General features: G+C 47.9%; 15 protein-coding genes. 7 read left to right on the top strand and 8 right to left on the bottom strand.

The window, feature by feature from the left end; all coding sequences use genetic code 11:
* Positions 1-129 precede the first annotated feature (129 nt).
* Positions 130-3,927 (bottom strand): DNA polymerase III subunit alpha, encoded by a 3,798-nt coding sequence (gene dnaE / locus DWX62_RS14460; protein ID WP_057089757.1) that lies wholly within the window; start codon positions 3,925-3,927, stop codon positions 130-132.
* A gap of 170 nt (positions 3,928-4,097) precedes the next feature.
* Here dnaE and DWX62_RS14465 point away from each other — a divergent pair, with 170 nt between their 5' ends.
* The 3 genes from DWX62_RS14465 (at position 4,098) to DWX62_RS14475 (ending at position 5,872) form a co-directional block, all read left to right on the top strand.
* The gene (locus DWX62_RS14465; protein ID WP_005835112.1) at positions 4,098-4,784 is read left to right on the top strand and encodes a phosphatidylserine decarboxylase family protein; all 687 of its coding nucleotides are present in this window, start codon (positions 4,098-4,100) and stop codon (positions 4,782-4,784) included.
* A gap of 13 nt (positions 4,785-4,797) precedes the next feature.
* Positions 4,798-5,505: a CDP-diacylglycerol--serine O-phosphatidyltransferase gene (gene pssA, locus DWX62_RS14470; RefSeq protein ID WP_005835110.1), complete on the top strand. Its 708-nt coding sequence runs from the start codon at positions 4,798-4,800 to the stop codon at positions 5,503-5,505.
* Positions 5,506-5,572: 67 nt separating this feature from the next.
* Positions 5,573-5,872, top strand: coding sequence for a DUF4834 family protein (locus tag DWX62_RS14475; protein WP_005824202.1), 300 nt, complete (start codon positions 5,573-5,575; stop codon positions 5,870-5,872).
* A gap of 24 nt (positions 5,873-5,896) precedes the next feature.
* On the opposite strand, the gene DWX62_RS14480 is transcribed toward DWX62_RS14475, so the two are convergent.
* Together DWX62_RS14480 and DWX62_RS14485 are read right to left on the bottom strand one after the other, a co-directional pair.
* Positions 5,897-6,331 carry a nucleoside deaminase gene (locus DWX62_RS14480; protein ID WP_009037193.1) on the bottom strand — a complete coding sequence of 145 codons (435 nt, stop codon included), beginning with the start codon at positions 6,329-6,331 and terminating at the stop codon, positions 5,897-5,899.
* Between the two features lie 25 nt (positions 6,332-6,356).
* Positions 6,357-6,590 carry a hypothetical protein gene (locus tag DWX62_RS14485; protein ID WP_005824205.1) on the bottom strand — a complete coding sequence of 78 codons (234 nt, stop codon included), beginning with the start codon at positions 6,588-6,590 and terminating at the stop codon, positions 6,357-6,359.
* A gap of 180 nt (positions 6,591-6,770) precedes the next feature.
* On the opposite strand from DWX62_RS14485, the gene DWX62_RS14490 reads away from it, so the two are divergent.
* From DWX62_RS14490 to DWX62_RS14505, 4 genes are all read left to right on the top strand, one after another.
* Complete coding sequence (locus tag DWX62_RS14490; RefSeq protein WP_008665734.1) at positions 6,771-8,573, top strand: S41 family peptidase; 1,803 nt, start codon at positions 6,771-6,773, stop codon at positions 8,571-8,573.
* Positions 8,573-8,938 carry a YraN family protein gene (locus DWX62_RS14495; RefSeq protein ID WP_005824208.1) on the top strand — a complete coding sequence of 122 codons (366 nt, stop codon included), beginning with the start codon at positions 8,573-8,575 and terminating at the stop codon, positions 8,936-8,938. The genes DWX62_RS14490 and DWX62_RS14495 overlap by 1 nt, the downstream gene beginning before the upstream one ends.
* 69 nt (positions 8,939-9,007) lie before the next feature.
* The gene (locus DWX62_RS14500) at positions 9,008-9,364 is read left to right on the top strand and encodes an MmcQ/YjbR family DNA-binding protein (RefSeq protein WP_005824210.1); all 357 of its coding nucleotides are present in this window, start codon (positions 9,008-9,010) and stop codon (positions 9,362-9,364) included.
* Positions 9,348-10,121, top strand: a complete 774-nt coding sequence (locus tag DWX62_RS14505; protein ID WP_005835105.1) for a biotin--[acetyl-CoA-carboxylase] ligase — start codon at positions 9,348-9,350, stop codon at positions 10,119-10,121. Before DWX62_RS14500 ends, DWX62_RS14505 begins: the two co-directional genes overlap by 17 nt.
* Positions 10,122-10,242: 121 nt before the next feature.
* On the opposite strand, the gene DWX62_RS14510 is transcribed toward DWX62_RS14505, so the two are convergent.
* The 5 genes from DWX62_RS14510 to DWX62_RS14530 all read right to left on the bottom strand — a co-directional run bounded on the left by DWX62_RS14510 (position 10,243) and on the right by DWX62_RS14530 (position 20,716).
* A complete protein-coding gene (locus DWX62_RS14510) occupies positions 10,243-12,684 on the bottom strand; it encodes a sugar-binding domain-containing protein (protein ID WP_034525340.1) in 2,442 nt (813 codons plus the stop codon).
* A gap of 36 nt (positions 12,685-12,720) precedes the next feature.
* A complete protein-coding gene (locus DWX62_RS14515; RefSeq protein ID WP_005824217.1) occupies positions 12,721-14,328 on the bottom strand; it encodes a glycoside hydrolase in 1,608 nt (535 codons plus the stop codon).
* A gap of 119 nt (positions 14,329-14,447) precedes the next feature.
* Positions 14,448-16,109, bottom strand: a complete 1,662-nt coding sequence (locus DWX62_RS14520; protein ID WP_005824219.1) for a RagB/SusD family nutrient uptake outer membrane protein — start codon at positions 16,107-16,109, stop codon at positions 14,448-14,450.
* Positions 16,110-16,122: 13 nt separating this feature from the next.
* Positions 16,123-19,173 (bottom strand): TonB-dependent receptor, encoded by a 3,051-nt coding sequence (locus DWX62_RS14525; protein WP_120172964.1) that lies wholly within the window; start codon positions 19,171-19,173, stop codon positions 16,123-16,125.
* Positions 19,174-19,195: 22 nt separating this feature from the next.
* Entirely contained in the window at positions 19,196-20,716 is a 1,521-nt protein-coding gene (locus DWX62_RS14530; protein WP_057253201.1) for a hypothetical protein, read from the bottom strand.
* Positions 20,717-20,775: the final 59 nt, after the last annotated feature.

Genomic DNA, 20,775 nt, shown 5'->3' on the forward strand with positions numbered 1-20,775 from the left:
TACTGTCAATTGCGTTTTATCAACCTTCGCTTTCGAAGCAAAGATAGTGCAAACCGAATGCAAAACAAAATGAACTTGTTCATTTTTTATGCCGAGGTGCAGCCTATCTTCGTTTTCCAACAAAGATAACTAATTAATCCTGAACTCAAGGTCCGGACGCTCTTTTAAATAAGTAATCAGTTCACGCCCCACGGAAAGCTTCACGGGACGGGAAATCAAATCGACCGTCATCTTGCTATCCTCATCTCTGACTTTGAAATAAAGCTCCGTACTGCCCGGACGTTCCTTGGTCAGTTCTGCCAGTTCAGTTATCAAAGCCTTGTTCAGCACACTCAGCGGAATGAGAATGGTTATCTTCTCAATCAGTTTCTCCTTGACGTCAGGCAACAGTTCCATGGAGGTTATCTTCAGCTCCAACTCATCCTGCCGCCATTGCTTGGGCTGGCAACGGGCTTTGATGAACAAGAAGGTACGTTCACCCAGATACCCCTGATAGGTCACCCAATCATTTCCGAAGAAAGGAAGCTCTGCCGAACCGGAATAGTCTTCAATCTTGGCTATGCCGTAAGGATTTCCATTTTTACTGATACCGCGACGCACGGCGGTCACGATGCCACCCATTGTTATTTCGCGTCCCACAAGTGCCGTCTTATCTTCCAGCTCTGCCATGTGAGTGTTGCAAACATGCTCCAGAACTACGGAATACTCATCCAACGGGTGTGCGGACAGATAGATACCTACCAAATCGCGCTCCCGGTTCAAACGGTCGAGGTCGCTCCAACGTTCCGCTACCGGTATTTCCGGAGTGGCGATATCCACCACATTCTCACCGCCGAACAAGGAGTTTGCAGCCGCAGCCTGGTCGGCCTGGTAACGGTTACCATACCGCACCAAGGTTTCGAGGAAGACCTCGTTCTTGGAATTTACGGCAAAATACTGCTCTCGCTTCAGCTCCGGGAAGCTGTCGAACCCGCCCGCCAAAGCAAGACATTCCAGATTCTTCTTGTTGCAGGCTGTCAGATTGACACGCTGCACAAAATCAAATATACCCTTGAAAGGACCATTCTTCTCGCGTTCCTCCATGATGCTCTGCACAGCACCCTCGCCTACCCCTTTCACCGCGCCAAGACCAAAACGGATATTGCCTTCCTTGTTCACGGTGAACTTCAGGTTACTTTCATTCACATCCGGCCCCAATGTATTGATGCCCATTGCCTTGCATTCGTCCATCAGTTTGGTTATATCGGTAATATTCGCCAAACTTCGGCTCATGACCGCCGCCATGTATTCGGCCGGATAGTTGGCCTTGAGGAAAGCCGTCTGATAGGCCACCCACGAATAGCAAGTGGCATGTGACTTGTTGAAGGCATAGGACGCAAACTTTTCCCAGTCGGCCCAGATTTTCTCAAGCACTTTCGGGTCGTGGCCGTTCTTTTGTCCACCCGAAATGAATTTCGGCTTCATGTGGTCCAGCTTGTCACGCAGTTTCTTACCCATCGCCTTACGTAAGGCATCGGACTCACCACGGGTGAAGTCTGCCAGCAAACGCGACAGAAGCATGACCTGCTCCTGGTAGACCGTAATGCCGTAGGTATCCTTCAGATACTTCTCCATGATGGGGATGTCATACTCGATGGGCTTGCGTCCCCACTTACGGTCGATGAAGTCGGGGATATAATCCATAGGTCCCGGACGGTAGAGGGCGTTCATGGCAATCAAGTCCTCGAAAGTGCTCGGTTGCAACTCACGCAGATATTTCTGCATACCGGCCGATTCAAACTGGAACGTACCGATGGTGCGGCCGTCGCAATAGAGTTTATAGGTAGCAGGGTCGGAAATGGATATCTTGTCGATGTCGAGTTCCAAGCCGCGGTGCAGACGTACATTGGCAACGGCTTCCTTAATGATGGACAAGGTTTTCAGTCCGAGGAAGTCCATCTTGATAAGTCCCGTATCTTCGATGACGGAACCTTCGTATTGGGTAACGAGCATCTTCTCGCCCGTCTCCTTATCATCCGCCGTGCTGACGGGTACCCAATCCGTGATGTCGTCACGGCAAATAATAGTACCGCAGGCATGCACACCCGTACCGCGTACATTACCTTCCAGCATCTTGGCATATTTCATCGTATCGCGCACCAGGGGATCGGGCGAAGCCTCCGCAGCCTGCAATTCGGGCACGTAGGCAATGGCATTGGGCAGGTTGAGTTTCTTGTCGGGAATCTTATCCGGCACGAGCTTGCACAGACGGTCCGATTCGCTCAAAGGCAGTTTCTGCACGCGCGCCACGTCCTTGATGGCCATCTTGGTCGCCATCGTGCCATATGTAATGATGTGCGCCACCTTCTCTTGCCCGTACTTCTCCGTCACCCAGCGGAGCACTTCTCCACGCCCGTCATCATCGAAGTCCACATCGATATCAGGCAAAGAGATACGGTCGGGATTCAAGAAACGCTCGAACAGAAGGTCGTATTGAATCGGGTCTATTTTCGTGATGCCCAAGCAATAGGCCACCGCCGAGCCGGCAGCCGAACCACGTCCCGGTCCTACCGAAACGCCCAGCTGTGTGCGGGCGGCATTGATAAAGTCCTGCACAATCAAGAAGTATCCCGGGAAACCCATCGTCTTCATGATGTACAGCTCAAAGACCAGACGTTCCTTCACCTCGTCGGACAAGGGATCACCGTACAGTTTTTTAGCACCGTCGAATGCCAATTTTGCCAGATAGTCGGCTTCCAGCTTGATACGGTACAGCTTGTCGTAGCCCCCCAGACGCTTTATCTTGGCATTGGCGGCATCCTCATCCAGCACCACCTTGCCGTTTTCATCCTGGGTAAACTCATCAAATAAGTCCTTTTCGGTATATTTCTGCCGATAGCCCTCTTCCGTTCCGAAATCTTCCGGAATAGCAAACGTAGGCATAATAGGAGCGTGGTCGATGGAATAATATTCCACCTTGTCCAAAATCTCCAAGGTATTGGACAAGGCTTCGGGAACATCCTCAAACAAGGCGTTCATCTCAGCCTTTGTCTTCATCCATTCCTGCTTGGTATAAAGCATTCGGGTAGGGTCATCCAGATCTTTACCCGTGCTCAGACAAATCAGGCGGTCGTGCGCTTCTGCATTCTCTTCATCCACAAAGTGGACGTCATTGGAGCAGATAACCTTAATGTCATATTTCCGGGCAAGCTCCAGCAACTTGGCATTCGCCTTCTGCTGAAGCGGATAGGCTTCGTGGTTGGCACGGGGAACAGTGGCTTTATGGCGCTGAAGCTCCAGATAGTAATCATCGCCAAACAGATTCTTATACCAGCGTACAGCTTCTTCTGCCTCTTCCAGCTGGTCATTGATAATCTTCTTAGGAACCTCGCCACCGATACAAGCCGAGCAGACAATCAGCCCCTCATGGTACTTTTCCAGTTCACTGCGGTCTGTACGCGGACGCATATAGTATCCCCTTGTCCAGGCATGCGATACAAGTTTTATCAGATTGTGATACCCCTTCTCATTCTTTGCCAGCACAATCAGGTGATAGCCACTCTGGTCCGGCTTCCCCTCCTTCTTATCCATGGTTCGGCGGGCCACATACATTTCACAGCCTACAATCGGCTTGAACAGCTTGCTTTCCGCTTCTGCCATCTTGGCACGACAATCGGCAATCTCCGCTTCCTTGTCTTCACACTCTATCTCACCGCTTTCAATACCGGCAATCCTTTTCTTGAGGTCCTTTATCTCCCCCTTTGGCCCGCTGTTCTTCTTGTTGACATAGTTGGTGAACTCCTTGATACCGAACATATTTCCATGGTCGGTCACGGCAATGCCTTTCATACCATCCTTCATGGCCTTGTCAACCAGCCTGCTGACACTTGCCTGACCATCCAGAAGAGAGTATTGGGTATGGACATGTAAATGAACAAAATCTTGCATATATATCCTTTCTATTGAGAGCCTAAAATTACAACCTCTATCACAGCTAACAAAAATATTTCCCAAAAAGTTATCAACATGCACATTTCTCTCTCCAAATCCTTGTTAGATTTTCAAAATAAGCCTATTTTTGCAGATAATTTCTATCTAAATTAGCAAATACGATATACATGGGTCGATTAAAAAGATTAAAAAAGATACGCATACACCGTGAAGGAACACATACATTGGCAGGCAGCCTGGTTCTGATTCTGGCTGTCAACACTGCCCTTTACTTCGGATTGGAATGCAAAGTTCCTTTTTACGTAGTAGCGGTCATCAGCCTCATAGTATATGGCATACTCGTGAACTTCTTCCGCTGCCCCATCCGTTTGTTCGGACAAGAAACGGAGAAAGTCGTGGTAGCTCCTGCCGACGGTAAAATCGTAGTGGTGGAAGAAGTGGAGGAAAACGAATACTTCCACGACCGCCGTATCATGGTATCTATATTCATGAGTCTGGTCAATGTACACGCCAACTGGTATCCGGTAGACGGCACGGTAAAGAAGGTATGGCACCAAAACGGAAAGTTCATGAAAGCGTGGCTGCCCAAAGCCAGCACCGACAACGAGCGTTCCACCGTAGTAATAGAAACTCCGGAAGGCGTGGAGATTATGGCACGACAGATAGCCGGAGCCATGGCGCGCCGCATCGTGACCTATGCCGAACCGGGCGAGGAATGCTATATTGACGAACATATGGGTTTCATCAAATTCGGCTCCCGCGTGGATGTCTTTCTACCGTTGGGCACCGAAGTATTCGTTAAACTAGGACAACTGACTACCGGCAATCAGACTGTGATAGCCAAACTTAAATAATAAAAGAACAACAATGGCAAACTGCATTACCCGCCATATTCCAAATACTCTGACCTGCCTGAACCTATTCTCCGGGTGTATTGCTTGTGTCATGGCATTCGAAGCCAGATATGAATGGGCACTCGCTTTCATTATCTTCAGTGCCGTATTCGATTTCTTCGATGGCATGATGGCACGTGCACTGGACGCACACTCCATTATCGGCAAGGATTTGGATTCTCTGGCAGATGATGTCAGTTTCGGAGTGGCCCCTTCCCTGATTGTATTTTCCTTGTTCAAGGAAATGGACTATTCGGGCGCAATGGAAAGCTTGGCCGGCGTTTTCCCCTATCTCGCATTTCTTTTGTCCGTATTCTCTGCACTGCGGCTTGCCAAGTTCAACAACGATACCCGCCAGACGAGCTCTTTCGTAGGACTTCCCGTCCCGGCAAACGCCTTGTTCTGGGCTTCATTGGTGACGGGCGCTCACGACTGGCTGGTGAGCAGCAATTTCCATCCGGTTTATCTGTTGCTGCTGGTCTGCCTTTTCTCATGGCTGCTTGTATCGGAGATTCCAATGTTCTCACTCAAATTCAAGAATCTGTCATGGAAAGACAATAAAACAAGCTTCATTTTCCTGCTTGTCTGCATTCCGTTCCTCATCTTCTTGGGAATCTGCAGCTTTTCTGCAATCATCGTCTGGTATATACTGCTTTCGCTTATTACAAGGAAAAGTAAATAAACAAATCTTTGGCACGGTTGTTGTATTGAAGTTCGCAGAAAACGAACACATAAAAAGACATTAGCCCATGTTTCATATTTTAGGATTTTTATTCATCATCATAATTGCCATTCTGCTCATTGGCCTCAGCATTATCGGTACTGTCATCCGGAACATATTCGGATTGGGCGGACGCCGTACTTCCTCCAACTCCGGTCCCTACCAAAAAGGAAATGGTAATTACCAGCCGGGAGGGTATTCCTACAATGATAATAGACAATCGTCTGAGGAGGCACAAACTGAAGAAGGTGAAATACGTCCCCGCCACAAGAAACTGTTCTCCAAAGACGAGGGAGAGTATGTGGATTTTGAAGAAATCAAGGAGTAGGGATTAGGGATAAAGGATTAGAGATTATTTGCGCTTGGCGGCAAAGAACTCTTTCATCAGGGCGGCACATTCATCTGCCAGAATTCCTTTTACTACTTGTGTTTTGGGATGCAATGCCTGCGAGGCATAGCGCTGATACCCTCTTTTCTCATCTTCGGCGCCAAACACCAGACGCCCCATCTGTGCCCAGGCAATGGCACCGGCACACATCACGCAGGGTTCCACTGTGACATAGAGAGTACATTCATTCAGATATTTGCCGCCAAGAGTTGCAGCGGCAGCGGTAATGGCTTGCATCTCGGCATGGGCGGTGACATCCGTCAAAGTCTCCGTCAGATTATGGGCACGAGCTATGATACGGTCCTTGCACACCACAACTGCACCTACGGGAACTTCTCCCCGTTCACCGGCCTTATGGGCTTCCAAAAGCGCCTGCTTCATATAATAGCTATCGTCCAACGCCACCCCCTTTAATTTTTAATTTTCACCTCCTCATGTCGTGCTCACCGAACAAAGTAGGATAATCCTCTTCCATATTCTTATGGATAAACATGAGAATAGTCTCCCGCAGCCAACGCGACTTGTTCGTTATCTTGTATTTCTCCAGATAACGGTCCACAATCCGCTGCTCTTCCTCGCTCATCAGGCATACCATGCGCTGCTCGCGTTTCGGTTCTTCGGGCGTTGCTTTCGCACACGTTTTATCTCTCTTTCTCATATTTCCTGCAAAATTACTTTTACTTCTGTAAAAACAAAACGAACCTACGTAATTTTTATATCGGAAACACTTAAATAGCACTGAAATATTTTTTTGACCGGTAAACTTAAAGTATTTCTTAAAAACATTTTAATTTAGTAATTAAAAACGTATTTTTGGAGAGTTCTAAATTTAAAAGGTATGAAACATGTAAATTATCTTAGTTTCTTTCTACTCACATTGTTCAGTATAAGTTTTATCTCATGTAGTGACGATGACGATAATAAACTTAATACCGGCATAACCAATCAGAGTTGGACAGAGGGAAAATCCCTGGAGATCAGCCAGGATAATGAGTTGTCTGTAAGCTTCAATGCTGCAGCCAAATGGGTAGCTTCCGTCACCTCAGGAGCGGATTGGTGCAAACTGAATACGACCTCGGGTACAAAAGGACAAAGCACCTTGAAATTATCTGTAAGTACAAGTTCCACCACCGACCGGACAGCCAGAATTTCCATTAATATAGACGGCTATTCTCCTGCAAGTTTTGAAGTTACACAAAAGGGGACCAGTGTTCCCCAAACCACTGAAGATATGGAGATTAACGCAAAAGTTGATGAATATCTGAGGGAAATGTATCTCTGGAACGATGAATACAAAACGTTGAATCTTGACCATAACAAAGGCTATGAAGACTTCTTCTATGATGCATTGGGAAGTATGACTACCAATACATTGGATAAAAAAACATATGTCGGTAGCGACGGCAAGACATATTATAATCTTTTCTCTTATATCCAGCTATTGCCCAATATTAGTTCAACCCGTACCACCAAAATTGTAAACAAGGAACTGGCATATAGTTTCGGTATCACCGGTATAACCCCCATAAGCATTGGCACACAAGCAGAAAATACCATTTATTTCTGCCTCCAAGGTGTATATCCCGATTCACCGGCCTCCGAAGCTGGACTCAAACGAGGAGCAATGATAAGCCTGATAAATGGAAAGAAGATAAATAATAACAATATTAATAACTTCTATTACGACATATTGTCACCAGATGCAACTATCAACTATACTTTGACAGAAGATGTCGTAGAAGGAGGCACCATTACCGGGCAAAAGGAATACACCATAACTTCCAAAGCCACATACAACAACCCCGTCATCTTCAGTAATGTCAAGGAAGATATAGAAGGACATAGAATCGGTTACCTCGTTTATTCTGGGTTCGAGGCAGGCTTTGACCAAGAATTATTCAATGTTTTCAAAGATTTTAAAAACAAGAACGTCACAGATTTGATTCTGGACTTGCGGTACAATGGTGGTGGGCATACCATGTCGGCTAATCTGATAGCAACTTGTATTGCCGGTACTGCCTCTCAAGGTAAAGTATTCAGCAGTTTACGATACAATGATGAAAGAATGGCAAAACTCAATAACAAACGGGAAGATGAATTATTTGCATACTCCAGTTATCCCAACTTGGGTACTTCCTTATCAGCCGGAAGCCTCAACCTTCCCCGCGTCTACTGCCTTGTCGGAAATGGAACGGCCTCTGCCAGTGAACTCGTCATTAATTCCTTAGAAGGAATAGATTTGGACGTAATACTTATAGGTGAAAAGACCACTGGTAAGAACGTAGGTATGGAATATGAGGAGTACACTGTCCGGAATAACACATATCGTGTTGTTCCTATCACCTTCCAAAGCTATAACGCCAAAGGATTCGGGGAGTATGAAAAAGGATTTGAACCCGATATATTGATGGATGAAACCAATCCTTATAACGAACAAGGTGTATTCTATATTCATAAAGATTATGGAAACAATGAAGAACCTCTGTATGCCAAGGCCATTGAACTGATTACCGGTACAAATCCAGCCCCCCAAACGCGCAGTGCAGTGGTCAATACATTGGATGGTAAAACTTATAAGTTGCCCGCTATCTTCCGTCCTGGACACGACGGTATGCTGATGCCTGCCAGACACGCAGAATAATGAGTGCACACAATATTCTTGGAAAAGCCGGTGAAGACGCCGCTGCCAAATACTTGGAACAGAACGGTTACACCATACGTGACCGTAACTGGCGGAAGAATCACCTTGAGCTGGATATTGTAGCCGACAAAGATAAGGAACTGATTATTGTGGAAGTGAAAACCCGTAGCAATACGGATTACATTGAGCCGCAGGATGCCGTGAACTGGCAGAAAATACGACGTATTGTCGTAGCGGCCGATGCCTATATCAAGCACTTCTGCTTGGATGCACCCGTCCGCTTCGACATCATAACGGCTGTAGGCGAACCGGGTGCATTCAGGATAGAGCATCTCAAAGAAGCCTTCTATCCGCCGATGTTCTGAGAGTTGAAAATTGACAAGCAAGAGTTATTTCAATCGTAAATTGTAAACCGTAAAACCGTAAATACCATCATGGACATCGAAACCGCCCGCGAATATTGCCTCAGCAAAAAAGCCGTCACGGAATGCTTTCCGTTTGACGAATACTCGCTCGTGATGAAAGTCATGAATAAAATGTTTGCACTTATCGACCTGGAAAGCGCCAACAAGATTTGTCTGAAATGCGACCCCGAATATGCACTCGAACTGCGGGAGCACTATGTTGCCATCGAAGGTGCCTATCACTTCAACAAAAAGTACTGGAACCAGGTGTTCCTTGACGGTGACGTCGACGACAAACTGTTGAAGCAACTGATAGACCACTCCGTGGAAGAAGTATTGAAGAAGTTCACCAAAAAAATGCGTACCGAATATGAAGCCCTGCCCTGACACATTCCCGTTCCCGCTGGTGGCATTGGACGAGACGGCATCGACCAACCAATACCTCAGCCAGCTTTGCAACCAGTTGCAAGAATCCGTTGCCGAACTAACAACCGTGACTGCCGAGTTCCAAACTGCCGGTAAAGGCCAGCGCGGCAACACCTGGGAAGCTGAAGAAGGCAAGAACCTGCTTTTCAGCTTTGTACTCTACCCTTCTTTTCTGGAAGCCCGCCGGCAGTTCATCCTTTCACAAATCGTTTCCCTCGCCATTAAGGAAGAGCTGAGCAGATGGTCTGATGAAATCACCATCAAATGGCCGAACGACATTTATTGGAAAGACAAGAAAATCTGCGGCATACTGATAGAGAACGACCTTTCCGGACATCATATCAGGCGCAGCATTGCCGGAATCGGTATCAACATCAACCAGGAAGTCTTCAACAGTGATGCTCCCAACCCCGTCTCACTGAAACAAATCACCGGAAAGGAGCACGACCGTTATGAAATCCTTGCCCATATCCTAAGACGTGTACAAATCTACTACAACAGCCTCCAAATGGAGGACTTCGCCGTCTACTCCGACGAGATATCCACACGGTATGCCCGCTCCCTTTTCCGTCGCCGGGGATTGCACCCTTATGAAGATGCCAACGGCAAGTTCCTTGCCCGGTTGCTGCGTGTAGAGCAAGACGGACGGTTCGTGCTGGAGGATGAAGGAGGAAGTGAACGGGAATATCTGTTCAAGGAAGTGCAATACATTCTGTAAGAAATGCACAACCCGTGCCATCGCATTGGCAAAGTTGTGCCACCATACTGGCACAGCCTTGCCATCGTACTGGCACGACTGTGCCAATACGATGGCACAAACATAAGTCCATAGTAGTGTACTACTGCCCTACTTCAAACTTTACTTCAGTTCCTTTCAGAAGGGGGGAAGCAAACTTTACTTTAACCGGTCCCTCTCCTCCGGTAGTCTGTATATAGGCCAGCAAACGCCCGTGGTATACGCGGTGACGGTTATCGGTATAATCACTCATGTCACTGTTGTCAGAGCCTTCGAGCCCAAGCAGACGCGCCGCTCCTTCAACTGTACACGTAATTTCATTGTCGCCAAGTTTCACAACAGTACCTTCTTCGTCAACCACCTCTACGGTGATGTGCGCAGTGGCGCGGTCGCCGGACAAAATAGTGCGATCCGCCGTGGCACGGATGGCATAAGGACGTCCGGATGTCCGGATGGAATAGCTCGACAAGGCATTTCCTTCCTTATCGCAGCCCTCAGTACGAAGCTCACCAGCCCGGAAAGGAATATCCCAGTAGATGATGCCGGTCTTTTCATCATAAGGTTTCATCTCGCCTACCACCCTGCCGTTGAGCAGCAAACGCGCCTGCGGAGCATTGGTATAACACACCACACGTATGTTCTGCCCCTCGTCATAGTTCCAGATGTCCCATGCATCAGGCGAAAGGAATACATGCTCGGGATGCTTGGGATGGGCATATACCGGATATGTTCCTGCATACGTGACCGGATTCTCGCACCACAACGAAGCCCGGAAATGTCCGCGTGGCTTGGGGAAACTTCCGAAATCGAGCAAACCCGTGTACAAACCGCGGGACGGCCATCTGCCCGATTCACCCAGATAATCCGTACCGGTCCAGATGAACTGCCCGAAGATGAAATCCTTGTCGCGGACGGCATACCAGGCATCAAGCCCCGAACCCGTCTCGCTTCCATAGATAATGCGGTCCGGATAAGTGGCATGGTCTTGGTCGTAGCGGTTTTCCGTATAGTTATACCCCACCACATCCACAGCATCGGGATACTCCGTCTCGTTCGACATCACGACACCCGCCAAAGCTCCGGTCACGGGACGGGAAGTGTCCACGGCACGTACACAGGCAGCCAGACGCTTTGCTATGGTTCCGATGCGCATGGCATCGGGAGCATCCGGCTTATAGCCCCCGAACATAGGCTGGTTGATTTTAGCTCCATCAAGAACGGGATGCGAATAAGGGTCGTTCGGATAATCCACTTCATTGCCGATACTCCACAAGAAAATACAGGTATGATTGCGGTCACGACGTACCATATCGGTTACGTCCCGTTCTATCCACTCCTCGAAGAAGTCGAAAGTACCGTCATAACTCGGAGTACCCACATTCCAGCCTTGTACCCATTTGCGTTTCGGAAACTCCCATTCGTCAGAGACTTCATCCATTACAAGAAATCCCAGGCGGTCACACAGTTCATAAAGAACGGGGGCTTGTGGGTTATGGCTCATGCGGATGGCATTTACGCCAATCCCTTTCAAGTTATTCAGGCGGCGTTCCCATACCTCCGGCGGCACTACTGCACCCAGCACTCCTGCATCATGATGCAGGCATACACCTTTTACCTTCATCCAGTTGCCGTTGAGGGCAAAACCTTTGTTGGCATCAAATTCCAGCGTACGCAGTCCCACTTTGGTCTCACTGCCGTCAATGCGTTTGCCATTGGCAAGCAATTCGGTTTTCAATGTATACAGATACGGATTATCCAGATTCCAACGATGGGGTTTGGACACTTTCAAGTCAAGACTTTGCTTGGCAATGCCCTCTTTTCCATCGGCAACACGCACACGGCGTTGTGCCACCTTCTTTCCGGCAGTATCGTACAGTGAAGCCTTCAGTTCCAGTTTGTCGGAAGTTGCCTTGTGCTTCTCCACCTCTACATCGACCGCAACGACGGCTTGCTTGTCTGTCAGCGAAGCGGCATGCCAGCCCACACCCCATTGCGCAATATGTGTATCGGGAGCAGCCACCAGCCATACATCGCGATAGATGCCCGACCCCGTATACCAACGTGAATCGGCATAACGGCTATGGTCTACACGGACAGCCAGCACATTGTCGCCTTCCTTCAGGTAAGGGGTCATGTCGTAAAGAAACGATACATAGCCGTTGGGGCGCCTGCCAAGCAGATGCCCGTTCAGGTAAACCTCGCTCCGGTTATATACCCCTTCGAAATAGATATAATGACGTGTTGCGTTGTCTTCAACCCTGAAGTGTTTGCGATACCAGCCTATCCCACCCGGCAGGTACCCGGTGCAACTGGCCAGTGTGGGCGACAATTGCCCCTCTATGGACCAATCGTGTGGCAAAGAAAGCTTCCGCCATTCGCTGTCGTCATAGTCAGTCCGGACAATAGCCGAGTCGTCCGTCAGCCGGAACAGCCATCCGTCATTGAATTTTGCGGCATCGCCAAATGCCACCTGCGCCTTTATCGGAGCAACGACCAGCATTGCCAGCAAAAAGATAAGAGCAGTCCTGTTATTCTTAAAATACATTTTCATATAGATTTTCTTTGAAGTTAAACTAATTCCTTACTTCAGGCTATACACCACGGTTGTCACACTCTTGGCTTCCAGAATCACCTGCTTGCCTGCCGCCACCGTTCCTTCCACCAGATTCTTGCTACCGGTAGTTGTATAAGTAGCTATTGACTTCGCTTCATTGCTCCATCCCACATGCGTTTCACCTAAGCGAACCGCCTTATCAGACATGTTTGTATAGACGGCCACTACCTTATCCCCCTCGGGAGAAAGCCAGGCGGAACCGAAAAAAGTACGCGATTCGTTCAAGTCGAGGGCAATACGGCGGTATCCCGGACGGATAAAGCGGCTGTAATTGCCCAGTACCCAAAGAGTGGCAGTAGCCTGATAGCTTCCCTCCTGCTCTATATCACCATACTCGCCACCGGCAGGTACCAGCGAAATCAAGAGAAAACGGTTCTTATGCCCCCAACGGGAAACATCCATCGATGTCCAGTAACTCCAGGAAGACACCCCAGCCACAGTGAGGTCATTGTGGATGACCTTCGACATGTAGAAAGCGATATCCATCTCAGAAGCCTGCTCGTAGCCCACGAATTCGGAACTGCTGTAATTATCGCCCAGCATACTCCATTCACTCTGCCAAACATCCAGATTATACTGACCGGCAGCCTGGGCCACTTGCTTGCGCACGTTGCGCATACCGTCCCATGTGCCGTCAGTCCAATAGCTGTGTCCGCAAATGAGATTCTTCACGTGTGCCAAGTCACCCACGTAGGCGGAAGAGCCGGGTGTAAAGAAAGCTGAGAATATATTACTGCGGTTGGCATCGCCTTTCACTTTATACAGATACTCCCAATCACCGGATTCGCCCAAGAGAATGTCTGTGGAAAGCCCCCGGTCATCCAACGACATATCCAACTCGCGTGCCAGTGCAGCCACTTCGTCATTGGTCCAGCCACTGCCCTCCTGACCGCTGTCCCAGTTGTACTGCGGCTCGTTGACGGGCGAGATATGGCTTATGTGATAGCCTTCACCGGTATAACGGGCCGCTACATCGGCCATATATCCTGCAAAGTCACCATAATGCTCCGGTTTCAGATTGGAAAGTCCCCCTCTGGCGGAAAATCCTTTTCCATTATAGGTGTACTGCACGGGAGGTGTATTGCTGAAAAGAACGAAATTGTTACATCCCAGCTCCTTGGCACGGTCCATGAAGTAACGTTGTCCCTCGCAACGGGTCCAGTCGTACGTCAAGTCATCCGTAAGATAGGATTCCGCACGACGGGATTTATCCTCGATGCCGCTGGCTTCACCTTGCGCGGCACTGCCGCCACCAAGATTCACCCGCCATTGGGAAAGGCCGATTCCTTTCGGCTTGCCGCCCACAATCTCTGAAGAAAAAAGCAGTTCCGTAATCCCCGCACGGTGCGAAGTCCATGACTTGCCCACAAAGGCAGGCGACCAACAGTCCGAAGCGCCAAAGCCGGCTATTGTCTGGAAAGTCTGTCCGGCATCGATGCTCACCAGTTTCTCTACGCTGTTTGTAATGTCCGGACCCTCAGGAGTGTCTGGAGTATCCGGCGTAACGGGAGAATCGTCGCTGCAAGCCATTGCAGCAAGCAGTGCCGGAAGAATAAAAATGTGTCTCAAATTCATGATATTGTTTCGGATTAAAAAAACTGCCGCGGATAATCCATTGCAAACTATCCGCGACAGAATATAAAGACCTATTGAATAATCAGTTCCTGCAACAATCTGTTTTCATCAGAATGTGTTTAATTCCAACCCGGGTTCTGGGTAATGGAACCGTTGGACATCGTGATTTCGTACAAAGGAATGGGGAACACCATGTCGCGGTTTTCATTGAAAGTGATGCCTTTGTCACTTGCTTCACCTTGATTTTCCCACTCAAGAGCGTCACGGGTAGCCTCTTCAGTGTTCCACTTCACAAAGGAACCGTTCGGTCCCAGGATATTGCTAATCACCTTTTTACCATTTGTATCAGTCCAGCGGCGGATATCATACAGACGGTTCTGCTCGAAAGCCAATTCCAAACGGCGCTCCAGGCGAATGGCACTTTGCAATGCCTTTCCACTTGCCGTAACGTCATCCAACTTGGCACGTCTGCGCACCTGATTGAGAGCATCACGGGCAGAAGCGTCATCACCCAGTTCATTGCAAGCCTCAGCATACATTAAAAGGACATCGGCATAACGCAGAATACGGTGATTCAAAGGACTCTTGTCCGTGGCGTAAGCCGTTGCATCGCCTTGAGCACGATATTTCATCGGCAGGAAATACTTGCGGATGATACGCGCAGACTTATGGTCAGCGGGATTGATAATATAGCAATTGGGGTCCCAACCATATTTATCAAGATATTCCTGATACTTATTCAACGCTTTGCTTGCGTCAATGAAATCTTCGAATTGGTCTTCGCCGGCAATTTCTGTACAGCCCGACTTGATTATTGTCCATTTCAAACGTTCCGTATCACCGGCCTCAATATAAGCTTGCTCCAAATTTGCCGTAGGCTGACACCAGCTCCAACCATCACCAGGACCATTACGGGCACCGGTTACCGTAGCAAGCGCCCCTCCTAAGCCCAAAGTGGGATGATATTCATACTGGATTTCCAGAAGGCTCTCCGCACTGTTGTCATAGTCGACATTCCATACCTGCCCGAAATCGGGAAGCAATTGGTATTCGCCTTCATCTATCACAGTCTTCAACACATCATGGGCAGCCTGCCATTTCTCCTGATAGAGGTACACTTTACCCAATAATCCTAAAGCGGCGCCACGGGTAGCATGCCCTACTTGCGCAGTACTGCGTTGCGGCAGTATTTCGGCAGCTGCCATCAGGTCATCCTCTATGAATTTGTACACGGCTTCTGCCGTAGCACGTTCTGTTCCCTCCACTTCTTCCGGCATTTGGAAACTGGTCATCAAGGGCACCCCGCCAAAATTTCTCACCAGTTCGAAGTAATAGTAGCCACGCAGGAAACGGGCTTCTGCCACCAGACGGTCTCTGGTTTCTGTCTCTTGGGTTTCGAGAGCCGCAATGCGATCTATGGCTATGTTACAACGTAAAATACCTTTGTAACGGTACTGCCAAAAATTGGAGATAGGACCATTGCTGGCACCGTTTCCCTGATAATGTGCCAATGAGATATAATCACTCTGAGACTGAGAGGTATTCCCCATCCAGGCATCATCTCCACACATTTCGGAAAGTAACCACACGGTGTTGATTTGCCACCATCCTCCATATGTCATGGCCTGATAACAGCTCGTGACTGCGGATTCACACTCTTCTATGGACTTATAATAAGTGTCCACGTTCAATTGCCCGCGTACGTCTTCGGTCAGGAAGTCCTCGCAAGAGGTAAACACCAGCGAAGCAATCAGAACTACTATTGTAAATATTCGTTTCATGGATAATCAAGAATTAAAATTTGAAGTCAATGCCAAACAAGAATGTTCTCGGATTAGGATAAGCCACGTTGTCAATACCGGTATTGATGGCACTGCCAGAGCTGTCGGTAGTACCGTCAACCATCGGGCGTTCGGGGTCCATTCCCGAATAACCGGTAATGGTAAACGGATTCTGTGCAGAGAAGGAAAGACGCAAGTCAGCACCTCCAACCCATTTCTTAGGAAGCGTATAGCCTATCTGTAACAGCTTGCAACGCAAGTAGGAACCATCTTCCACATAGAAACTGGAAACACGGTTATAGTTCAGGTTCAAGTCATTGCTCGACAAACGGGGAATATCATTGCCGGTACCCTCTCCATGCCATGCTTTCTCCAGTGTACCTGCCCAAACATTCTGTCCGCCTGAACCGGAGTACCGTCCTTTGGTGACATTGTAAATATCATTACCGAACGTACCATAGAAATTGGCTGCAAAATCAATGTTCTTATAACGCATACCAATATTCAGACCCATCATTAAATCAGGATAAGGATTACCGATATAATCTTTGTCATTGGCATCGAGCACTCCGTTATGGTCCCGGTCCTTGAAGCGGATGTCTCCCGGTTTTGCATTGGGCTGAATCAGTGTTCCGTGTTCGTCAGTGTGCGCATACACCTCTTCCCAATTCTGGAACAAGCCATCGGCCACGTAACCGTAGAAACGGGAGATAAAACCACCATCTTCGTTACGGATAATCTGGTCGCTATTGAATCCACCGACATTGATAGGACCGTCGCCCGAGAACTTGATGGCCTTGTTGCGCACGGCAGAAAGGTTCAGACCAAGATCGTAAGAGAAATCCTTGCCGATTTCATCGCGCCAGGTAAGTCCCACTTCCCAACCGCGGGCCTGCATACTACCGATGTTCATCCAAATCTGGCTGTTCCAGTTATCATATCCCAAAGAGAGGATGTTCTGTTTCTGGTAGAGCATGTCAATGGACTTTTTCTGGAAATATTCGAATGTTACACCCAAACGTGAATCAAGGAATGACATATCCACGCCTACGTTCCAATCTTCCACAGTCTCCCACTTCAACTGGTTGTTACCTACTGTAGACACGAAGTAACCATTTGCCAACGTATTGCCATAATAGTATTGGGTTTCGCTCAACAAAGTAAGGGTAGCATTATTGTTGATATTCTGATTACCTACACGGCCCCAGCCTCCACGAAACTTCAGGTCACTGAAGATGTCCTGGTCCTGCATAAATGCCTCACTGATGACACGCCAGGAAGCGGAAACAGACGGGAAGAGGGCATACTTGCTGCCCTTCGGGAAACGGGAGGAACCGTCGGCACGGAGAGATGCCGAAATGTAGTAACGGTTATCGTAGTTGTACATGACACGGCCCAGGAAAGAAACCAGTGTATTGTAAGTGGTTTCACCGTTGGCCTCGTCCGTACCCTGCTGTCCGGCATTCACTTCCTGCATCTGGTCCAGATTATTGGGAACATTATCACGCCGTGCCTGAGTATTGTACCATGCAAAACGTTCGGCAGTAAAGCCAGCCATTACATTCAAGTTGTGCTTTTCAGCGAAAGTGTCCATGTAAGTGGCTGTATTCGTCCAGTTCCAGTCAAACCACTCCTGATTGCGGCGGGGGATTTCGTTCAAGTCTTGTTTCTCCAACGGATCCATATTGAACTTCGGAACGAATGAATCAGAACGGCGATAGTGTGCATTGGCACCGAACTGGGTGCGCAACGTCAGCTTTTCTATCGGGTTTACCTGCAGATAGGTATTCAGAATGGCACCCAACTCGCGAGAATGAGCATTGCTACGGGCAATTGAACCGGCGGGATTCCACTCCTGGTTGTTGTAAGAGCGTTGATAGTTGTTGTACTCATTATCCTCCCATTGGTCCTGCGGACGGAATACCGGAGTTGTCGGGTCCATAGCCATGGCTGCCGAGAACTGGTTTGGGGTATCATCCCATGATTCGACACGTGGAGCAATATCAACTCCCAATTTTACATACTTATTAAATGTATATTCAGTATTCAGACGGATATTTATCTTATCCCAATAACCTACATCAAACTGTGAGTTGTTACGATAATAGCCCACGCTAAAGTTATAAACAAACTGTTCTGAGCCACCGGCAACACTAAGTGAATGGTTCTGCACCAAAGCTGTTTTATTGACTACAGTATCCCACCAGTCTGTACCACCGGGATTGGTCGTAGCACCCGTATCGTTCCAGATAGAAGAAAGGCCATCATTCGTATAACGAGTATTGAACACTTCTTTATATTCAGCCGCACCGGCAATATTAGGTTTGGCCACGGTCTGGAAACCAACAGAAGAATTCCAATTGATGCGGGCTTTACCAGTCTTACCTTTCTTTGTAGTAATCAGGATGACACCGTTTGATGCACGTGTACCATAGATAGCGGCAGCCGAAGCATCTTTCAATACTTCCATGGAAGCAATATCGTTACTATTCAGAAAGTTGATATTGTCACCTACCGGCATACCATCCACTACATACAACGGATTCGTACCGTTTACGGTAGTTACACCACGAATCAGCACCTTCGGAGTAGCTCCAGGGCCACCACCACTGGTGACTTGTACACCATTTACCTTACCCTGCAAAGCATCCATAGCATTACCGGTCACGGTTTCAGTGATTTCATCGCCTTTTACTGTAGCAATAGAACTGGTCAAATCGCTCTTTTTCACAGCACCATAACCGATAACCACCACTTCATCCAGTAATTCCGCAGCCTCCTTCAGTACCACGTTAATCGTAGTACGTCCACCTACAGCTATTTCCTGAGACTCAAAACCAATAGAAGAGAATACCAACACTGCATTCTTGTCTACATTGGGTAATGTATAATCACCGTCGATACCGGTAATTGTACCCGTACCGGTACCTTTCACTTGAACTGTAGTTCCAATCAACGGCTGCTGGTCGGTGGCCGAAGTCACCACACCCTTAACCGTTATCTGCTGCGCATAACCGCAAAGGCTTATCAGCGCAAGACATAATAATAGAATTTGCTTTTTCATATCTTAAATCTAATGTTACTTTTTAATTAGCAGGCACAATCTTGCCGCGACCCAAATGCGCGTCAAACTCAAAGCGGTAGTTGCCGGTCACCGTAACCGTAGGCTTCATCCAGTTGTCACCTACCATCGAGCCGTCTTCCCAACGCTGATTGGTGCCTTCCCAATTAGGATTCACATCCCCTTTCTTACTGAAGTAACCAAACTTCTCTACATTCTGAGAGTCGTCACACCGCCATTCCACATGATCCCACCATCCGTCGGGATGATAATTGGATATGATGAAGTTCATTTCTTCACCGGCTTCCAGCGTCCAAGTTCCATTTTCCGGATAATAGAAAAGATGAGGATTATTTTTATCCTGGGCAAACAACTGATTTCCCGCATCCTGAGGAGAACCTCCCCAACCGATATAGAAATCAATGAACGATTCCCCATTCTCCCAACGGTCAAAACAAGGCTTTCCATATTCATATTTCATCGGATTTGTAGCCTCTGTCACCGAGTACGTGCGCATACTATAAGTAGACTCTTTCACATTGATGTCTATTTCATAATAAACACCAGCCTCATCCAAGACAATAGGTTTAGTCGTTTCCGGGTCATCCGTCAGTTTTGTATTATCCTCCGGATCAAGGCCAAAACAGATAGGAGTAAAGTCTGTCTTTTGCGGTAAGAAGAAAATTTCCGTACCGGCAGCTTTATTATAATAACGTGCACGATATTGGTACTCGCCCGTATGGTTAATCACCATCGGTACACCGAAAATATCACTGTTCAATTCCTCTACGGTTGCCACATCGGCCAGATACATTTTGGGGAAGTCAGGCATTTCAGATACACTGATGGTACTATTGGTCACTGTCTGATTGCCTCTGGCATCCACAGCCGTCAAAGTCACATCGTAACTTTTCACCTCATTAGGCAGAATAATCTTCTCCGTAAAGCTCAAAGTAGATTGCCCGCCAGCCTCTATACGGCGGCTTTCAAAACCTTCTACCCCAGGAATCTCAATGAGTACATAATCCAGTATGCGGTCATCTTTCACCGTGAAATTCAGGTTGAACTTTGTTTCATCCTTTATCAGTACGGTAACCTCCTTACCAGGGGCAATTGTAAATGTAGGATTCTCAAAGTCCCCATCCATCGTTATCAACACATCCTGCGACACTTCACGCCCGCCCGCATCTGTTACGGTCACTTTCACGGTGAAGCGTTCACCGATTTCATCACGCTTGAGGTCATAAGAATAGCTCAACTCATACTCCGTTTGGGGAGCTCCATAGATTTCGACCAAATCAATGGTCTTGTTCAGATAAAGATCGGCACATTGCAGATTGACGGATACAATTCCATCCTGGTCAGCCAACGAACCTTCAATGGTAAAACGATGGCCGGCACCGGATTCAATATGATCCGTCACCAATGTCATTGTCGGAATCTGCCCGTCTACATCAGAGTATCCGTCATCGTCACTACATCCAGTAGTCCATAAAGCCAGCGATAATAACGCCCAGAAAGTGGCGTTAAAGAAATGCTTCTTCATAAATATTATTATTAAAGTTAAACAAAAAAGTACATTTTGTTCCGATTTATAATAATCGG

The sequence above is a fragment of the Bacteroides sp. AF20-13LB genome (assembly GCF_003603065.1).
GTDB lineage: Bacteria > Bacteroidota > Bacteroidia > Bacteroidales > Bacteroidaceae > Bacteroides > Bacteroides uniformis.

Coding starts and splice junctions, on each gene's coding strand:
- DWX62_RS14465 (WP_005835112.1), top strand. CDS start 4,098: ATGGGTCGATTAAAAAGATTAAAAAAGATACGCATACACCGTGAAGGA.
- DWX62_RS14495 (WP_005824208.1), top strand. CDS start 8,573: ATGAGTGCACACAATATTCTTGGAAAAGCCGGTGAAGACGCCGCTGCC.
- dnaE (WP_057089757.1), bottom strand. CDS start 3,927: ATGCAAGATTTTGTTCATTTACATGTCCATACCCAATACTCTCTTCTG.
- DWX62_RS14475 (WP_005824202.1), top strand. CDS start 5,573: ATGTTTCATATTTTAGGATTTTTATTCATCATCATAATTGCCATTCTG.
- DWX62_RS14525 (WP_120172964.1), bottom strand. CDS start 19,173: ATGAAAAAGCAAATTCTATTATTATGTCTTGCGCTGATAAGCCTTTGC.
- DWX62_RS14505 (WP_005835105.1), top strand. CDS start 9,348: ATGAAGCCCTGCCCTGACACATTCCCGTTCCCGCTGGTGGCATTGGAC.
- DWX62_RS14520 (WP_005824219.1), bottom strand. CDS start 16,109: ATGAAACGAATATTTACAATAGTAGTTCTGATTGCTTCGCTGGTGTTT.
- pssA (WP_005835110.1), top strand. CDS start 4,798: ATGGCAAACTGCATTACCCGCCATATTCCAAATACTCTGACCTGCCTG.
- DWX62_RS14490 (WP_008665734.1), top strand. CDS start 6,771: ATGAAACATGTAAATTATCTTAGTTTCTTTCTACTCACATTGTTCAGT.
- DWX62_RS14485 (WP_005824205.1), bottom strand. CDS start 6,590: ATGAGAAAGAGAGATAAAACGTGTGCGAAAGCAACGCCCGAAGAACCG.
- DWX62_RS14515 (WP_005824217.1), bottom strand. CDS start 14,328: ATGAATTTGAGACACATTTTTATTCTTCCGGCACTGCTTGCTGCAATG.
- DWX62_RS14530 (WP_057253201.1), bottom strand. CDS start 20,716: ATGAAGAAGCATTTCTTTAACGCCACTTTCTGGGCGTTATTATCGCTG.
- DWX62_RS14510 (WP_034525340.1), bottom strand. CDS start 12,684: ATGTATTTTAAGAATAACAGGACTGCTCTTATCTTTTTGCTGGCAATG.
- DWX62_RS14500 (WP_005824210.1), top strand. CDS start 9,008: ATGGACATCGAAACCGCCCGCGAATATTGCCTCAGCAAAAAAGCCGTC.